Origin of the sequence: Rathayibacter sp. YIM 133350, from assembly GCF_037404875.1 — a bacterium.
In the GTDB taxonomy this organism is placed as follows: domain Bacteria; phylum Actinomycetota; class Actinomycetes; order Actinomycetales; family Microbacteriaceae; genus Orlajensenia.
In genome coordinates this window covers 1-17,096 of record NZ_JBBELO010000033.1, presented here as the reverse complement: position 1 = coordinate 17,096, position 17,096 = coordinate 1, and the positions used below count along the sequence as shown (strand labels likewise).

The window sequence follows — 17,096 nt, the reverse complement described above, 5'->3', positions numbered from 1 at the left end:
GGTGCGAGGATGACGGCATGAGTTCAGCGAATGCAGCGACCGGGCGAGCCGGTCGCCCGCGGGCGATGTCCGAGTCCTCGCTGTCGACCGCATCTGCTCTTTCCCCGCGCGAACAGATCCTCGATGCGGCCGCGGCCCTCTTCGCCGAGGCCGGATTCGCCGGCACCTCCACCCGCGCCATCGCGGACCGCGTCGGCATCCGACAGCAGTCCCTCTACTACCACTTCGCCGGCAAAGACGAGATTCTCATCGAGCTGCTCGCTGAGACGGTGCGCCCGAGCATCGACTTCGTGGCGGCGATCGAAGCGCGCGTGCCCGACGACGCGAGCGCTGCCGCCGCACTCTTCGCCCTCGCGAGCATCGACGCCCGAACCCTGAGGCGAACCCCGCACAACATCGGCACGCTCTACCTGCTGCCCGAGGTGCAGGATGCCCGCTACGACGACTTCCGTCAGCAGCGTGCCCTGCTTCGTGCCACCTACGGCCGCCTGGGGCAGCGTGCCGCGACCCCCGCGGTGCGCGCATCGCTCGATGAGGCTCGCATCGGCGCCATCCTCATCCAGCTCGCGGAGATCGTCATCCAACTGCGCCGCGACGGCGAGCCGGATGCGAAGGACGACGAGACCATCGCCGCCTCCTGCTTGCGGGTACTCGGCGTGGCTGCCGACGAGATCGCCGCTGCCCGCCGCGACGCGGCCGAGATCATCGCCGCGGTGGAAGCCGATCGGTTCGCGAACGTGGCCGACTGATGCGCTGCGGCGGATGCCCCCGCCAGGACGGGCCAGCCACTCGAACAGGGATGCGCGGAGGCCCGCCGAGGACGACAAGCCGATGAACTAAAAGGGCCGCCCCGACCGGGACGGCCCTCGGATTGGTGCGCGAGGGGGGAGTTGAACCCCCACGCCCTTTCGGGCACACGGACCTGAACCGTGCGCGTCTGCCTATTCCGCCACTCGCGCTCACCAGTCGGCTCGCCTCGGCGAACCAACTCAGCGAGGTTAGCACTTCCGTAGGCCCGATGCCATTTGAGGCCCGGGCGGCGGATGCGATCCCGCGAATTCACTTGTGCACAGCCATTGTTCGGGCGGGAAGTGGCGCAATAGCATCGGAGCGTCAGCAACGCATGGGCCACGGCGGCCCTCGTCAACTCGTGCACCACTGCGTGAGGAGGGTCCATGCCACCAGTGCGTCGCCTGAGCGCTCGGATACCGGACGGCATCCGAGCCTTTCTGTTCGACCTCGACGGGGTGCTGACGCCCACGACCGACCTCCACATGGACGAGTGGCGCAACCTGTTCCGTCCATTCCTCGCCGACCGTGGGGTTCAGCCCTACACCGACGACGACTACTTCGCTCACATCGACGGCAAGCGCCGTGCGGACGGCGTGCGCGACATGCTCGCCGCCCGCGCCATCGACCTGCCCGACGGGAGCCCCGCGGACGGGCCGGAGGTCGCGAGCGTGCACGGTCTCGGCAACCGCAAAGACGTCGCCGTCATGCGCCGCCTGCACGAGGAGGGCATCGCGCCGTACCCCGCATCCGTGGAATTCATGGATGCGGCCGAAGCGGCCGGCTGCCTGCTCGCCGTCGTCTCGAGTTCGGCCCACGCGCGCGACGTGCTCGAAGCCGCACGGATCATCGACCGCTTTCCGGTCATCGTCGACGGTACCCTCGCCACCGGCCTGCGCCTTCACGGCAAGCCCGCCCCCGACACGTACCTCCACGCCGCCACGGAGGTCGGGGTTCCGGCATCCGCGTGTGCGGTGGTGGAGGACGCCGTATCGGGTGTCGCCGCCGGGCGGGCCGGCGGCTTCGGCCTGGTCATCGGCATCGATCGGGGCGCCGGCATCGACGCGCTGACGGATGCCGGCGCCGACCTCGTCGTGCGCGAGCTCGACGAGCTTCTCGAAGGGGACCCCGCATGAGAATCCCCACCGACGTTCCCTATGACGAGGTGCGTTTTCCGCTGGATGAGTGGGCGCTCGTCGAGTCGGCCATGAGCCCGAGCGACATGGGTACGACGGAGAGCGTCTTCGCGGTCGGCAACGGCTACCTCGGCATGAGGGGCAACGTCGAAGAGGGCCGGGATGGCAGCCTTCACGGCACCTTCGTCAACGGCTTCCACGAGACCTGGGCCATCCGTCACCCCGAAGAGGCCTTCGGCTTCGCCCGGGTCGGCCAGACGATCGTGAACGCACCCGACGCCAAGGTGATCCGGCTGTACGTCGACGATGAGCCCCTCGTGCTCACCGAGGCCGATCTGATGGAATACGAGCGTCGGCTCGACTTCGCGGGCGGCGCTCTCTCGCGCCGCATCGAGTGGCGCACCCCGGCCGGCAAGCGGGTGCTCATCACCTCGCGCCGCATGGTGAGCTTCACCGACCGCCACCTCGCGGTCATGACGTACGACGTCACTCTCCTGGATGCGGACGCCAAGGTGACCGTCTCGAGCCAGATCATCAACCGCCAAGACGGTCGCGACGAGTATCCCGCCGCAACGGTGGCCGCTTTCGACCCGCGCCGTCCGGAGGGATTCGATGAGCGCGTCCTGCAACCGCGCCTGCGCCGCGAGCGCGATGGTCGCATCCTTCTCGCCTACCAGTCCACGAACTCCGCGATGTCGATCGCCGTGGCCGCCCAGCACACCTTCACGACGATGGATGAATTCTCCGCCTCCCCCAGCCTCGAAGACGACCTCGCGAAGATGATCTACTCGGTGCACGCCCGCCGGGGACACACGATGCGGCTGACCAAGCTCGTCAGCTATCACACGGCACGCTTCGTGCCGGCGCGCGAACTCGCCGACCGGTGCGACCGCACTCTCGACAGCGCCATGGAGACGGGCATCGAAGAGCACTTCTCCGCACAGCGCCGCTGGCTGGACGATTACTGGGAGCGCGCCGACGTGCAGATCGTCGGCCAGCCCAGGCTGCAGCAGGCGCTGCGCTGGAACCTGTTCCAGCTCGTGCAGGCGACCGCCCGCACCGACGGCGGCGGTGTCGCAGCCAAGGGGGTCACGGGTACCGGCTACGGCGGCCACTACTTCTGGGACAGCGAGATCTACGTCATGCCGTTCCTCAGCTATACGTCGCCCACCGTCGCGCGCAACGTGCTGCGCTTTCGGCAACGGATGCTCGACGCCGCCCGCGCCCGCGCTCTCGAACTCAACGTGCGTGGCGCCCTGTACCCCTGGCGCACCATCAACGGCGAGGAGTCCTCGGCCTACTACGCGTCGGGAACGGCGCAGTACCACATCGACGCCGACATCTCCTTCGCGCTCTCGCAGTACGTGGCCGCGACGGGCGACGAGGACTTCCTCGACCGCGGGGCCGTCGACGTGCTCGTCGAGACCGCGCGCATGTGGGCAGACCTGGGATTCTGGCGCGGCAACGGTGAAGAGGTCTTCCACATCCACGGCGTGACCGGCCCAGACGAGTACACGACCGTCGTGAACGACAACATGTACACCAACGTCATGGCCCGCTCGAACCTCTCCGCGGCGGCCGCGGCCATCCGTTCTATGCGCACGCGCAACCCGGCCGCCTACGACGGCGTGGTGCGGCGGCTGGGCCTGACCGACGACGAGGTCATCGAGTGGGCACGAGCCGCTCTCGCCACGCACATTCCCTACGACGTGAACCTCGGCATCCACCCGCAGGACTCCGCCTTCCTGCAGAAGGAGATCTGGGACCTCGACAAGACCCCTCCCGGTCACCTTCCGCTCCTGCTGCACTATCACCCGCTCGTCATCTACCGCTTCCAGGTGCTGAAGCAGGCGGATGTGGTGCTCGCCCTGCTTCTTCGAGGCGACGAGTTCACGCCCGAGCAGAAACGGGCCGACTTCGAGTACTACGACCCGCTGACCACGGGAGACTCGACCCTGTCGGCGGTAGTGCAGTCCATCATCGCCGCCGAGGTCGGCTACGGCGACCTCGCGCTGGACTACTTCCGGTCGGCGCTGCTCGTCGACCTGCTCGATCTGCACGGCAACACCGGTGACGGGGTGCACGTCGCCTCCACCGGCGGCGTCTGGGCGTGCATCGTCAACGGCTTCGCGGGGTTCCGCGACCACCGCGGACGGTTCACCTTCGATCCTCGGCTTCCCGAGGAATGGGAGGGGCTCAGCTTCCGCCTCACCATCCGCGGGTCGCGCATCCGCGTCGACCTGGTGAAGGAGAGCATCACGTTCACGGTCGAGACCGGCGACGGCGTCGACGTGAGCGTTCGACGCCAGCCCGTGCTGGTTCGACGGGGAGAACCTGCGGTCGTCATGCTCGCCCACCAGGGGGCGCGCCTTCCGGGGGCGCCCACGATGGATGACGTACGCGGGCAGCGTCGTGCCGACGGTACCCTGCTCACCGCATCGCTGCCGGCCCTGGCCCTCGACTTCGAAGGGCTCGAACCGCCCGGTCCAGGCGACTGACCGAACGACGGACGCGCCCAGGCACATCGTGCATAGCCTGACGCGGCCCGCGCCAGCAGTCTCTTTCCAGCGGCTCCGGCTAACATGCAAGAGTCAGAAACCGGATCGGGAGACCTGTGGGGATACTGGACAACTTCGAGAAAGGCCTCGAGCGCGCCGTCAACGGCGCCTTCGCGAAGACCTTTCGGTCGGGGCTGCAGCCGGTCGAGATCACCGCAGCGCTGCGCCGTGAGCTCGACACCAAGGCCGCGGTCGTCTCGCGCGACCGTGTGCTCGTGCCCAACAGCTTCACCGTTCGGATGAGCCACGACGACTACGCGCGCATGGTCGCGCTCGGCCCCACGCTGATCGACGAGCTGACCGATCTCGTGCAGAAGCACGCCGCGAGCCAGCACTTCCAGTTCGCCGGCGGCATCAGCATCCGGCTCTCCGAAGACCCCGGGCTCTCGCTCGGCATGGTGCAGGTCGACTCCGGCAACGTGAAGGGCGAGATCGCCTGGACTCCCGTGCTCGACATCGCCGGCAAGCGCTATCCGCTGCTCAAGGCGCGCACCGTGATCGGGCGGGGCAGTGAAGCCGACATCACCATCGACGACACCGGAGCCAGCCGCAAGCATCTCGAGGTCTCGTGGGACGGCCGGCGCGCCCAGGTGCGCGACCTCGGCTCGACGAACGGAACCCAGCTGAACGGGCAGCCCGTGAAGCAGGCCGTGCTCGAGCCCGACGCCATTGTCACCGTCGGACGTACTCGTATCGTGTTCCGCGTGCTGGCACAGGCGTCCGCCCCCGCAGGCAAGGGACCCGTCGACGACGTGACGAAGCGGCACGACATGGGCGGATTCTGGGGGCCCGCCTCGTGAGCGAACTCACGCTCCTGGTTCTGCGACTGGGGTTCCTGCTACTTCTCTGGGCGTTCGTCTTCGCGATCGTCTACGCACTGCGCTCCGACCTCTTCGGACAGCGCGTGCGCAAGGTCAAGGAGATGCCGGCGAGCGCCGCCCCTGCACCCGCGCCGGTTCCGGTGGGCGCAGCAGCGCCGACCGGGCCCATCACCGCCCCGAGCGCGACGCTGTCCTCCGGCTTCGGGCGCACCGTCGCCTCCCCGGACAACGCCCGCGCGATCGTCGTGACGAGTGGCGCCAAGGCCGGGGCCGAGTTCCCCCTCGGTCGCGACGAAGTGACCATCGGCCGATCCTCCGACTCGGCCATCGTCATCCGCGACGATTACACCTCCACGCACCACGCCAAGCTGATGCTGTGGAATGACCAGTGGATGCTGCAAGACCTCGACTCGACGAACGGAACGTTCCTCGACGGTCAGCGCGTGACCGTTCCGACGCCCGTGCCCCTCGGCGCGACGGTGAAGGTGGGCGCGACGACCTTCGAGTTGCGCGGCTAGCCATGGCGATGCTCATCGACGCGGCGGCCGTCTCCAATGTCGGCCGCGTGCGATCCAACAACCAGGACTCCGGTTTCGCCGGAGACAACCTGTTCCTCGTCGCCGACGGCATGGGCGGTCACGCCGGGGGCGATGTCGCCTCCGCCATCGCCACGCGCCGCATCGCCGAGGCCGACCAGCACTACGACTCCCCTCAGGATGCGGAATTCGCCCTGCAGGCGGCGCTCATCGCCGCGAACGCCCAATTGGCCGAGGCCGTGTTCGAGCACGCCGAGCTCACCGGCATGGGAACCACGGTCAGCGCTCTCTACGTTCTCGGCGACACCGTCGCACTCGCGCACATCGGCGATTCCCGCATCTACCTCTACCGCGAAGACGAACTCAGCCAGGTCACCACCGACCACACCTTCGTGCAGCGCCTCGTCGAGAGCGGCCGTATCACCGAGGAGGAGGCGGCGGTGCATCCGCGGCGGTCGGTGCTCATGCGCGTGCTCGGCGACGTCGACTCCGCCCCGGAGATCGACACGTCCATCCTCGCGACACGGCCCGGCGATCGATGGCTGATCTGCTCCGACGGGCTCTCAGGCGTCGTCTCCGCCGAGGAGATCGCCGCCGCACTGGCTTCCGAGCCCTCGGCACAGGCGGCGGCCGACCGGCTCGTCCGCGTGAGCCTGGAGGCCGGGGCACCCGACAACGTCACGGTGGTCATCGTCGACATCGGCAAGCCGGCGGCTGGGCACCCTTCGCCCACCGTCGTCGGATCGGCGGCCGAGCCGCTCGCCTTCACCACCGCCCCGGAAGAGCCGCCGCGCCGGGCATTGCGGATGCCGCCGTTCCGGCTGCACTCCGTGCCGGAGACGCACTTCGAGCCCGATGTCGAGGAGTACCTCGACGAGCTCATCGAAGAAGACGCGCGGCGAGCGCGACGGCGCCGCGTCACCTGGTTCGTCGGTGTGCTGCTCATCGTTCTCGCCATCGTGAGCACCATCTTCTTCACCTACCAGTGGACGCAGACCCGCTTCTACGTGGGCGCCGATTCGAACAGCGTCGTGATCTTCCGCGGAATCCAGCAGGATCTCGGCCCCATCACCCTGCACCGTGTCTACGAAGACACCGGCATCCCGCTCGACGAGCTCACCGTCTACGACCGTCAAGCGGTGCAGGCCACCATCAGCGCCGACTCCCTGAAGGCCGCCCAAGCGATCACCGACCGGTTGGAGCGCAGCAGTGGCGACTGAGACGGCCAACCCGCAGACGGCGCCGGTGCGCCGCATCCACCTGCCCCAGAAGCTGCGCAACCTCGAGCTGGGGCTGCTGATCTTCGCCTGCGCCATCAACTCGACGGCGATCGTGCTCGTTCAGCTCGGCGCCCTCGGGCACCTCGACCTCACCCTCGTCTCGCTCGGGGCGGCGCTCTCGCTGCTCGTGTTCGGACTGCACGTCGCCATGAGGTTCGTGGCTCGTGACGCCGACCCGTTCCTGCTGCCGATCGGAACGGTGCTGAACGGCCTGGGCGTCGCGATGATCTACCGCATCGACATAGCCGACAAGCACTTCGGCTGGGAGAGCGCGGCCGTGCGCCAGATCGCCTGGAGCGCCATCGCCATCCTGTGCGCCATCGCGGTGATGATGCTCATCCGCAACCACCGCATCCTGTTCCGCTACACCTACGTGGCGGGGTTCGTGGCGATCGTGCTGCTGCTGCTGCCCCTCGTGCCCGGGCTCGGTCGCGAGGTCAGCGGCGCGCGCGTCTGGATCGGGTTCGGCGACTTCGCCACCTTCCAGCCCGGTGAGATCGCCAAGATCGCCCTCGCCGTCTTCTTCGCCGGCTACCTCGTGCGCAACCGCGACTCCCTCTCCATGGTCGGTACCCGCATCCTCGGCATCCGCTTCCCCCGCGCGCGCGACCTCGGCCCGCTGCTCGTCATCTGGGCGCTCTCGATGTCGGTCATCGTCTTCCAGCGCGACCTCGGCACGGCCCTGCTGTACTTCGGCATGTTCCTGGTCATGCTCTACGTCGCCACGGGACGCCTCAGCTGGGTACTGCTGGGACTCGTGCTGTTCTTCGGCGGCGCCATCATCGCGGCGAGCACCCTGGACTACGTGCAGGGCCGCATCGTGAACTGGCTCGACGCGTTCAATCCCGAGGTCTACAACGCCGACGGCGGCAGCTTCCAGCTCGTGCAGGGATTGTTCGGCCTCGCGCACGGCGGCCTCATCGGCACCGGCTGGGGCCTCGGCCGACCCGACCTCACCCCGGTTCCCCAGAGCGACTACATCATCGCGAGCCTGGGCGAGGAGCTCGGACTCGCCGGCCTGTTCGCCATCTTCGGCCTCTACATCCTCTTCGTCTCGCGCGGGTTCCGCATCGGCTTCGCTGGACAGGATGACTTCGGCAAGCTGCTCGGCGTCGGCCTGGCCTTCGTGATCGCGCTGCAGTGCTTCATCGTCATCGGAGGCGTCACGCGCATCATCCCGCTGACGGGCCTCACCACGCCGTTCCTGGCGGCGGGCGGATCCTCGCTCGTGGCCAACTGGATCATCACCGCCCTGTTGCTGCGCATCTCGGATACCGTCAGGAACCAGCCTCGATTGGTGGTGGACGCATGAACCGGGAACTGAAGCGCGTCGGCATCGTCGTGCTCGTGCTGTTCATCGCCCTGTTCAGCTCGACGACGATCATCCAGGCGGTCGCGGTCGACCAACTGACCGCTGACTCCCGCAACACCCGCACGCTGTACGAGAGCTACCAGGTCGAGCGCGGCCCGATTCTCGTGGCCGGCAACCCCATCGCCTCCTCGACGCCGTCCGCCGACAACTACAAGTGGCAGCGCAACTACTCCAACGGGCCGCTCTACGCACCCGTCACCGGCTTCTTCCCCGTCAACGGAGAGGCCACGGGCATCGAGGGGTCGATGAACGACTACCTCAGCGGCAGCAGCGGATCGCAGTTCCTGACGAAGCTCGAGCGCATCTTCACCGGCCAGAAGCCCAAGGGCGCTGCGGTCGAGGTCTCCATCGATCCGGTGGCACAGCAGGCGGCATGGGATGCACTGGGCGACTACCAGGGCGCCGTCGTCGTCACCGAGCCGAAGACGGGGCGCATCCTCGCGCAGGTCTCCAAGCCCACCTACGACCCGAACACGCTCGCGGTGCACGACACCAAGCAGGTGAACGCCACCTTCGACTCTCTCGTCTCCGACCCGGGCGACCCGCTCATCGATCGCAACCGGGCCGGCGATCTGAATCCCCCCGGTTCCACCTTCAAGCTCGTGGTGGTCTCGGCCGCACTCGAGTCGGGCAAGTACACCCCCGACAGCCGGTTCCCGAATCCCGGACAGTTCCAACTTCCCGGATCGAGCTCGATCGTCATCAACTCCGGCGGCGGAACGTGCGGCCCCGGCGACACGGTCACCATCGCCGACGCCCTCCGGCTCTCCTGCAATATTCCGATGGCGGAATTGGCGATCGAACTCGGCGACAACGCCATTCGCGCGCAAGCCGAGAAGTACGGCTTCAACGTGGAGCACCACATCCCCATGACCGTCGAGAAGAGCGTGTACCCGTCGAGCGCGGATGACGCCCAGACCGGCCTGTCGGGCTTCGGCCAGTGGGAGGTGCGCGCGACACCCCTGCAGATGGCGATGGTCTCGGCGGGAATCGCCAACGGAGGCATCGTGATGCAACCCGGTCTGGTCGACCAGGTGACGAACTCGGATCTGTCGGTCATCAAGACCTTCGAACCGCAGCAATTCGGCCGCGCGATCAGCACAGAAACCGCTGCCGCGCTGACGACGATGATGGTCGCCGACGTCAGTGACGGCGCGGCCGATAATGCAAGAATAGACGGGGTCGAGGTGGCCGGTAAGACGGGCACTGCCGAGAATGGTGACGACGAGCCGTACACGCTCTGGTTCACCGGATTCGCACCGGCGAACGATCCGAAGTACGCGATCACCGTTCTCGTCGAGAACGGTGGCGGCTTGGGCCAGACGGGATACGGCAACCTCGTTGCCGCCCCGATAGCGAAAAAGGTACTAGAGGCGGTGCTGAATAAATGAGACCCACGGCAGGGCTCACCTTCGGGGGGCGCTACGAGCTGCAATCGCGCATTGCCATCGGCGGCATGGGCGAGGTGTGGCAGGCCACAGATCTCGTCATCGGCCGCCAAGTCGCCATAAAGATTCTCAAAGACGAATATCTCGGTGACCCCGGGTTCCTCGAGCGGTTCCGCGCCGAGGCCCGCCATGCCGCGCTGGTGAACCACGAGGGCATCGCGAACGTCTTCGACTACGGCGAGGAGGACGGCAGCGCTTACCTCGTGATGGAGCTCGTGCCCGGCGAGGCGCTCTCCTCCATCCTCGAGCGTGAGCACGTGCTCTCGACCGACAAGGTGCTCGACATCGTCGCGCAGACCGCCGCTGCGCTGCATGCCGCCCACGCAGCAGGACTCGTGCACCGCGACATCAAGCCGGGCAACCTGCTGATCACCCCCGATGGACGGGTGAAGATCACCGACTTCGGCATCGCGCGCATCGCCGACCAGGTTCCGCTGACCGCCACGGGCCAGGTCATGGGAACGGTGCAGTACCTCTCCCCTGAGCAGGCATCCGGCCACCCCGCCTCGCCCACGACCGACATCTACTCGCTCGGAATCGTGGCCTACGAGTGCCTCGCGGGTCGCCGGCCGTTCACGGGTGAGTCGCAGGTGGCCATCGCCATGGCCCAGATCAACGAGACGCCGCCCGACCTTCCCGTCACGGTCTCGGAGCCGGTGCGCAACCTCGTGTTCGCGTGCATCGCCAAGAATCCCGCGGACCGGCCGGCGTCGGCTGCGCACCTCGGCCGTGCGGCATCCGCCCTGCGTCGCGGAGACGTGCAGGCCGCAGCAGCGGCCGTTCCCGCCGTGCTCGGTGGAGCGGCAACGGCCGCCACCATGCTCATGCCGCAGTCGACGACCTCGACGAGTGCGGCGACCACCGTTCTCCCGCAGCCCGTCGCCGTCGCGCCCACGACCCGCACGGATGCTATGCAGGCCGAGAAGAAGAAGCGCAGCCCGTGGACGTGGCCGCTGATCGTGCTGATCGCCCTCTTGGCCATGATCGCGATCATCTGGATCATCTCTCTCGCCGTCAAGTCGGGCGACGAGCCCGCGCCCACCCAGTCGACCACCGCCTCCTCGACGCCGACGCAGAAGCCCTCGCCGACTCCGACGCAGACCACCCCGCCGACCCCGACCAAGGTTCCCGTGGCCGAGGCGGACTTCGTCGGCCTCAGCGGAGACGACGCGCGTACCAAGGCCGAGGGCCTCGGACTCACGGTCACCGTGACCACGGGCAACGCCGCGACCGACCCCGCCAAGGTGGGAACCGTCTATGCCGTCAATCCGACCGGCAACCTCGACCCCGGAACCCTGATCACCTTCACCGTCTACGGTGACGTGGTGCAGCCCGATAAGGCGACCGCACCGCGGCTCCAGGGCGGCATCACCAACACGACTGTGCAGAAGGGCGAGGCGACCATCGTCTGGGACAACCAGTCCTGCCCGTCGGGCCAGACGCTCTCGGGCTTCCAGTTGTCGGTGACCGGCGGCAACGCCACCATCAAGGTGCAGGACCAGACGCCGGGCGGCTCACGCACCGCGGTGGTCACGACCGGTGACGTGGGCACGAGCTTCCAGGCCACGCTGCAGTACTTCTGCGGCCAAGTCAGCTCGCCGCAGTCCGATCCGCTCAACGTGACGGTCGTCGCGCCCTAAGGCAGGCTTCAGTCGGCTCGGATAAGCTTTCACCGCCGGGCCCCGAGGCTGCCGAAGGGTCCGAAATGCATGCACCGCCGTTCGATGGGCTCGCCCAGGGGACGGGTACCACGAAGGATCGCCCAGATCGGCGCCGGGGGATGGCGACGAGAATCAGGAGTTCGCATTGACTGACGATGGCCGCCTGCTCGCAGGCCGCTACCGCGTCGGTGACCTCTTGGGGCGCGGCGGCATGTCCGAGGTGCATCTGGGCACCGACACCCGTCTGGGTCGTACCGTCGCGATCAAGCTGCTGAAGCCGTCGCTGGCCCTCGATCCGGCCTTCCGCACCCGTTTCCGTCAGGAGGCGCAGGCGGCCGCCCGCATGGCGCATCCGACCATCGTGCGCGTCTTCGACGCCGGCGAGGAGACCGTCCGGGATGCCGGCGGCCACGAGACGCAACAGCCCTTCATCATCATGGAGTACGTCGACGGGCGGCTGCTCAAAGACCTCATCCGCGGTGGCGCCCTCGATCCGCAGGAGGCGGTCCGCATCCTCGAGGGAGTGCTGACCGCGCTGGAGTACTCCCACCGTGCCGGGGTCGTGCACCGCGACATCAAGCCGGGCAACATCATGATCACGAAGACCGGCCAGGTGAAGGTCATGGACTTCGGCATCGCCCGGGCCATCTCCGACTCCACCACGACGGTGGCGCAGACGACGGCGATCCTCGGCACCGCCTCGTACTTCTCGCCTGAGCAGGCCAAGGGCGAACTCGTCGACGCCCGCACCGACCTGTACTCGGCCGGCGTCGTTCTGTTCGAGATGCTCACCGGACGGCCGCCCTTCCGCGGCGACACTCCAGTCGCCGTGGCGTACCAGCACGTGAGCGAGACGGCGAGCAAGCCCAGCTCCATCAACCACAAGGTCTCCCCCGCCCTCGACATGGTCGTGGCCAAGGCCCTGCAGAAGGACCGCTTCGACCGCTATCAGACGGCCGCCGAGTTCCGTGCGGATCTCGAGATCGCCGCATCCGGGCGCCTGCCGATCCACAAGAAGAACGAAGAGCCCACGACGCTCTTCGGTGAGCCGCCGCCCATCACGACGAGCACAGAACTCGCCTTCAAGCAGTTGGCCGAAGACGACCGCATGGTGCGCACGCAGCGCCGGCCACCGGCCATCTGGATCTGGGCCGGCATCCTGAGTGTCATCGTCATCGTGGCGGCCGTCATCTTCTGGGTCTTCAACCTGGCGCCGACCAATGACATCCCGGCCGCCTCGCGCGCCGTTCCCGCGCTCACCGGCCTGACCTTCGAAGAGGCCTCGGCCAAGCTCGCCGACGTCGACCTCTCGGCCACGCAGGTGAGCGAGACGAGCGCCACTGTCGAGAAGGGGAAGGTAACCCGCACCGATCCTCCCGAGGGCCAGACCGTCTCCCCCGGAACCTTCGTGACCGTGTACGTCTCGAGCGGTAAGACCCAAGTGCCGGTGCCGGATGTGACCAATCAGCCGATCACGGATGCGCAGAACGCCGTCGGCACGGCCGGGCTGACCCAGGGATCGGTGACGAAGGAGAACTCTCCGACGATCGCCGGCGACGTCGTGCTGCGCACCGATCCGGTTGCGAACACCTCGGTCGACTCCGGCTCGACCGTGAACTTCGTGGTCTCGAGCGGACTCGTGACCCTGCCCGACCTCACCGGCCAGACCCTGAACGCGGCCACCGACACGCTGCAGAGCGCGAACCTGCAACTCACGCCGAACGCCGTCCCCGACCCGTCATGCCCGCAGCAGCCCAACCTGCCGATCACGCGCCAGTCGGTCTCGCCGGGCGACGTGCCGCAGAAGTCGACGGTCGACCTCAGCTACTGCGCCGGCTGACGCCGCGCCAGCGATGGCATCCGCCGAACGAAACCGAACCCGCAGAATCCGTGGGTGTTGACCTGTCCACACTCGCGAAATCTGCGATGTCGATCTGACACACCCGCCCGAACTGCGTTCCCGATGCGGGGGCGACGGCCTACAGCTTGACGAGCGGCGTCTTGCCCTTCGCGGCTTCGCGGGCACCGGCGAGGCCGGCGCTCTCGAGCCAGTTGCCCAGAAGCGTGTAGCCGCCCTCGGTGAGCACAGATTCGGGATGGAACTGCACCCCGTAGAGCGGGGCATCCTCGTGGCGCAGTGCCATGATCACGCCGCCCGGCGTGCGCGCCGTCACCAGCAGCTCCGGCGGAACCGTCCCGTCCACGACCGCGAGCGAGTGGTACCGCGTTGCCGTGAACGGCTCCGGCACATCGTCGAAGAGCGGGCTCTCGTCGTGCGAGACGACCGACGTCTTGCCGTGCATGAGTTCCTCGGCGTTCGTCACCGTGGCACCGAAGGCCTCGGCGATGGCCTGGTGTCCGAGGCAGACCCCGAGAACCGGCGTACGAGAGTCGAACGCCGCTCGGACCACCGGAATCGATACGCCGGCGTCCGCCGGCTTGCCCGGTCCGGGAGAGACGAGCACTGCGTCGTACTGCGCGATGCGCTCCGCCGCCTCCTCGGGCGGGAAGGCGTCGTTGCGCACCACATCCGTCTCGGCGCCCAGTTCCTGCAGGTACCCGTTGAGCGTGTAGACGAAGCTGTCGTAGTTGTCGATGACGAGCACGCGAGTCATGTTCCGACCGTCGCTTCCGTGGGGTTGATGAGCTGGTCGATCACCGGGAACACCCAGGTCGCGAGCGTGAACAGCACGGCGGCCAGCAGAACGAGGAGAATCAGCACCCGCACCCACCAAGGGCCGGGCAGAACGTGCCACAGGGCTGCATACATGTCTCTCCCCCTATCCCGCGCTCGCCTGAGCAGCGACGAGTCCCGCGATCGCATCCGGCGGTCCGGCGGATGTGGGACGGAAGTCATCGAAGACGCCGTACGCGATCATCCGCTCAGCCGTGGAGTAGAGCGGATTGCAGGTGGTCAGCGTGATGATGCGGTCGGTGGGCGTCGCTCCGTCAACGGTGGGTACCGCGTTCAGCACCTCGACGTGGTCGGCGGTCACGTACTGCAGGTTGCGGAAGCGGTACGTGTACCAGCCGTCCTGCGTCTGCACGATGATCGGATCGCCGAGCTGGAATTCGTTGAGAACGTGCATGCCGCCGCCGTACGCGCTGCGATGGGATGCGATGGCGAAGTTGCCCACCTGCCCCGGCATCTGCGTGTCGGGGTAGTGGCCGATGCCGAGCTTGGTGCTGTTCAGAACGTCGAGACCGGCGCCCTGGGCGATGTTGCGCTGGTAGGTGTCGCCGAAGCGTGGAACGTAGAGCACACCGAAGGCCTTGCCCTCGGCGGGAGCGGCGAGCACGGGAGGATCGGCAATCGGTGTCGTCGTGGGTGCCGCCGTCGGATCGGGATGCTCCGTGGCGCGCGACTGTTCGATCCACTTCTGGCTCTGATCGGCCGCGGCCGAGGTCTGCTGGGTGGCAGTGATCCAGTCGTTCCACCAGAGCTGCCAGCCGATGAAGAGCAGCACCAGCACGCCGGCGGTGATGAGGAGCTCGCCCAGCACGCTCACGAGCGTGGCGCGGGGGCGCGGTCGTCTGGCCCGATGTGCGCCCTGTGAATTCGAGTGAGCCACCGTGGACTCGTCGATCTCATCGGAGCGCGGCTGCCCAGTGCCGGCGTCCGTCATGCCTCGATTCTAAGGTGGCAACCCGAGCAGGATAGAATCGCGGGCATGGCACGCACGAAGACAACGAAGCCTGAGCGCCAGGCCACGGTACGCAGCAGCGAAGACGCTCCCAACCCCGTCTGGTTCAAGCCGCTCATGGTCAGCTTCCTCCTGCTGGGGCTCATCTGGATCATCGTCTTCTACGTGAGCCAGGGAACGCTGCCGATCGCCGCGATCGGCTCGTGGAACATCCTCGTCGGCTTCGGAATCAGCATGGTCGGGTTCCTCATGACGATTCGCTGGCGCTGACGCGAAACCAGCTTCGAGGTGGCCGCCGAACATCGGCGGCCACTTTTTTGTGCCTTTACCCCCCGTTCACGGCAATTACACCTGTGTAACTATCCCCAGTGTTAATAACCCTGTGGATAACTCCTGTGGATGACTCCCGCCGGATGCGCGCCCCCGGCCAGCCACCGTCCCGACCCGAGCGTCCGTCGAAACTCAGCCGCCGCCCCCTGAGCCTGTCGAAGGGCCGCGACCCACACGGACGGCACGACGCTTCGACCAGCTAAGCGAACACACGTCCCGACCCAGCCACCCTCACGAGCCGACCGCCGGCGTGAAACCCAGCCACCGTTCCCTGAGCCTGAACCGCACTGTGTTTGATGGAGGCTTCGTGTTCACGCGGACAGGGGTTCCTGGGCGTGGTTCTGATGGTAATCAGTCTCGTACTCGATCGGGGTTCGGTAACCGATCCCGGAGTGCAGTCGATGCTCGTTGAACCAATGCACCCAGTTGGCGGTGGCGACCTCGACGGCTTGCCGGCTGGGCCAGGTGCGCCCGCGGCCGGCGTGGATCAGTTCGGTCTTGTACAGGCCGATGGTGGATTCCATCAGAGCGTTATCGAGAGCGTCGCCGACGGTGCCGATCGATCCGGCGATGCCGGCCTCGCGCAGTTGCTCGGTCAACGCGATCGACGTGTACTGCGAGCCGGCATCGGAGTGATGCACCAGCCCGCGGGTGGTGAACTGTGCTGGTCCGCGTCGGCGCAGATGCAGCGCCTGATCCAGTGCTGTCGCGACCAGGGTGGTCTCCTTGGACAGCGATACCGTCCAGCCCAGGATGTGACGGGAGGCCACGTCGGTGATGAACGCCACGTAGGCGAAGCCTTGGTAGGTCCACACATAGGTGAAGTCCGCCACCCACACCCGGTCGGGTTCGACCACATCCCAGCCGCGATGTACGAGATCAGGGTGCCTGGGCGCCCCCTTCGAGGCGGTGGTCGTGATGGTGTGGTGCCGGCCGCGGATCGCACCGGACAGGCCCGCCGCCCGCATCAGCCGAGCAGTACGGTCCCGGCCGATGTCGATGCCGCGGCGGCGCAGGGTGCGCCACATCTTCAGCACCCCGTAGCAGGAGTAGTTCTCCTCGTGCACGACACGGATCACCGCGATCAGCGACGCGTCGTCGACGGCGCGTTGCGAGGGCGGGCGTGTTTTGAACGCGTAATAGGTGCTCAGGGCGATCCGGTACCCGACCCGTTCGGTCAGGACACGAGGGTGTCAGATTCTCTGTGTAAGAGCTGGCGGGTCGGTCTGAAGGGATTCAAGACTGATGTCTATGACGGATCAGAAGAAGGCGCAGCGGCAGGCTGCGCGTGATGCTGTGCACGAGCTCGAGGCCACTGGTGGGCTGGACGCGTTGTACGCGCAGATCGATGCCGGGCAGCTGCAGCTCACCGGCGAGGGCGGCTTCGTGCCCGGCCTGATCAAGGCGGCCCTCGAGCGGGGTTTGCAAGCTGAGCTGACCGAGCATCTGGGTTACGAGAAGGGCGACCCGGAAGCTAGGTTCTACGACAACTCACGCAACGGCGCCACGACGAAGACAGTG

16 protein-coding genes and 1 tRNA gene are annotated in these 17,096 nt (G+C 67.4%); 12 read left to right on the top strand and 5 right to left on the bottom strand.

All coding sequences use genetic code 11. The features are described from left to right. The first annotated feature begins 17 nt into the window (after window positions 1-17). Window positions 18-749: a TetR/AcrR family transcriptional regulator gene (locus tag WDJ51_RS10630; RefSeq protein WP_337852433.1), complete on the top strand. Its 732-nt coding sequence runs from the start codon at window positions 18-20 to the stop codon at window positions 747-749. Window positions 750-872: 123 nt separating this feature from the next. Here the strand turns inward: WDJ51_RS10630 and WDJ51_RS10625 are convergent. Further along, window positions 873-959: transfer RNA gene (locus tag WDJ51_RS10625), tRNA-Leu, on the bottom strand. Window positions 960-1,175: 216 nt separating this feature from the next. On the opposite strand from WDJ51_RS10625, the gene WDJ51_RS10620 reads away from it, so the two are divergent. The 9 genes from WDJ51_RS10620 to pknB all read left to right on the top strand — a co-directional run bounded on the left by WDJ51_RS10620 (window position 1,176) and on the right by pknB (window position 13,441). Further along, window positions 1,176-1,925 (top strand): HAD family hydrolase, encoded by a 750-nt coding sequence (locus WDJ51_RS10620; protein ID WP_337852432.1) that lies wholly within the window; start codon window positions 1,176-1,178, stop codon window positions 1,923-1,925. After that, entirely contained in the window at window positions 1,922-4,423 is a 2,502-nt protein-coding gene (locus tag WDJ51_RS10615; protein WP_337852431.1) for a glycoside hydrolase family 65 protein, read from the top strand. The genes WDJ51_RS10620 and WDJ51_RS10615 overlap by 4 nt, the downstream gene beginning before the upstream one ends. Before the next feature lie 116 nt (window positions 4,424-4,539). Next, a complete protein-coding gene (locus WDJ51_RS10610; RefSeq protein WP_337852430.1) occupies window positions 4,540-5,283 on the top strand; it encodes a DUF3662 and FHA domain-containing protein in 744 nt (247 codons plus the stop codon). Then, window positions 5,280-5,822 carry an FHA domain-containing protein FhaB/FipA gene (locus WDJ51_RS10605; protein ID WP_337852429.1) on the top strand — a complete coding sequence of 181 codons (543 nt, stop codon included), beginning with the start codon at window positions 5,280-5,282 and terminating at the stop codon, window positions 5,820-5,822. The genes WDJ51_RS10610 and WDJ51_RS10605 overlap by 4 nt, the downstream gene beginning before the upstream one ends. A 2-nt stretch (window positions 5,823-5,824) precedes the next feature. Next, the gene (locus WDJ51_RS10600; RefSeq protein WP_337852428.1) at window positions 5,825-7,060 is read left to right on the top strand and encodes a Stp1/IreP family PP2C-type Ser/Thr phosphatase; all 1,236 of its coding nucleotides are present in this window, start codon (window positions 5,825-5,827) and stop codon (window positions 7,058-7,060) included. Then, on the top strand, window positions 7,050-8,432 hold the full coding sequence (locus WDJ51_RS10595; protein ID WP_337852427.1) for an FtsW/RodA/SpoVE family cell cycle protein: 1,383 nt from the start codon (window positions 7,050-7,052) through the stop codon (window positions 8,430-8,432). Before WDJ51_RS10600 ends, WDJ51_RS10595 begins: the two co-directional genes overlap by 11 nt. Then, the gene (locus WDJ51_RS10590; protein ID WP_337852426.1) at window positions 8,429-9,883 is read left to right on the top strand and encodes a peptidoglycan D,D-transpeptidase FtsI family protein; all 1,455 of its coding nucleotides are present in this window, start codon (window positions 8,429-8,431) and stop codon (window positions 9,881-9,883) included. The genes WDJ51_RS10595 and WDJ51_RS10590 overlap by 4 nt, the downstream gene beginning before the upstream one ends. Beyond that, on the top strand, window positions 9,880-11,580 hold the full coding sequence (locus WDJ51_RS10585) for a protein kinase domain-containing protein (RefSeq protein ID WP_337852425.1): 1,701 nt from the start codon (window positions 9,880-9,882) through the stop codon (window positions 11,578-11,580). The genes WDJ51_RS10590 and WDJ51_RS10585 overlap by 4 nt, the downstream gene beginning before the upstream one ends. 166 nt (window positions 11,581-11,746) lie before the next feature. Continuing rightward, window positions 11,747-13,441, top strand: coding sequence for a Stk1 family PASTA domain-containing Ser/Thr kinase (pknB, locus tag WDJ51_RS10580; RefSeq protein ID WP_337852424.1), 1,695 nt, complete (start codon window positions 11,747-11,749; stop codon window positions 13,439-13,441). A 139-nt stretch (window positions 13,442-13,580) separates the two neighbouring features. On the opposite strand, the gene WDJ51_RS10575 is transcribed toward pknB, so the two are convergent. From WDJ51_RS10575 to WDJ51_RS10565, 3 genes are read right to left on the bottom strand one after another with little or no spacing between them, the layout of a single operon-like run. Then, entirely contained in the window at window positions 13,581-14,216 is a 636-nt protein-coding gene (locus WDJ51_RS10575; protein ID WP_337852423.1) for an anthranilate synthase component II, read from the bottom strand. Next, window positions 14,213-14,371, bottom strand: a complete 159-nt coding sequence (locus WDJ51_RS10570; RefSeq protein ID WP_337852422.1) for a hypothetical protein — start codon at window positions 14,369-14,371, stop codon at window positions 14,213-14,215. Before WDJ51_RS10570 ends, WDJ51_RS10575 begins: the two co-directional genes overlap by 4 nt. A 10-nt stretch (window positions 14,372-14,381) precedes the next feature. After that, a complete protein-coding gene (locus WDJ51_RS10565; protein ID WP_337852421.1) occupies window positions 14,382-15,227 on the bottom strand; it encodes a class E sortase in 846 nt (281 codons plus the stop codon). A 45-nt stretch (window positions 15,228-15,272) separates the two neighbouring features. Between WDJ51_RS10565 and WDJ51_RS10560 the strand changes: the two genes are divergently transcribed. After that, window positions 15,273-15,515, top strand: coding sequence for a cell division protein CrgA (locus WDJ51_RS10560; protein WP_337852420.1), 243 nt, complete (start codon window positions 15,273-15,275; stop codon window positions 15,513-15,515). 371 nt (window positions 15,516-15,886) lie between these two features. Here the strand turns inward: WDJ51_RS10560 and WDJ51_RS10555 are convergent, their stop codons facing one another. Further along, window positions 15,887-16,726: an IS3 family transposase gene (locus WDJ51_RS10555; RefSeq protein WP_337852875.1), complete on the bottom strand. Its 840-nt coding sequence runs from the start codon at window positions 16,724-16,726 to the stop codon at window positions 15,887-15,889. A gap of 100 nt (window positions 16,727-16,826) precedes the next feature. On the opposite strand from WDJ51_RS10555, the gene WDJ51_RS10550 reads away from it, so the two are divergent. Beyond that, on the top strand, window positions 16,827-17,096 hold a 270-nt coding region (locus WDJ51_RS10550; RefSeq protein ID WP_443218484.1), incomplete at its 3' end, for a transposase.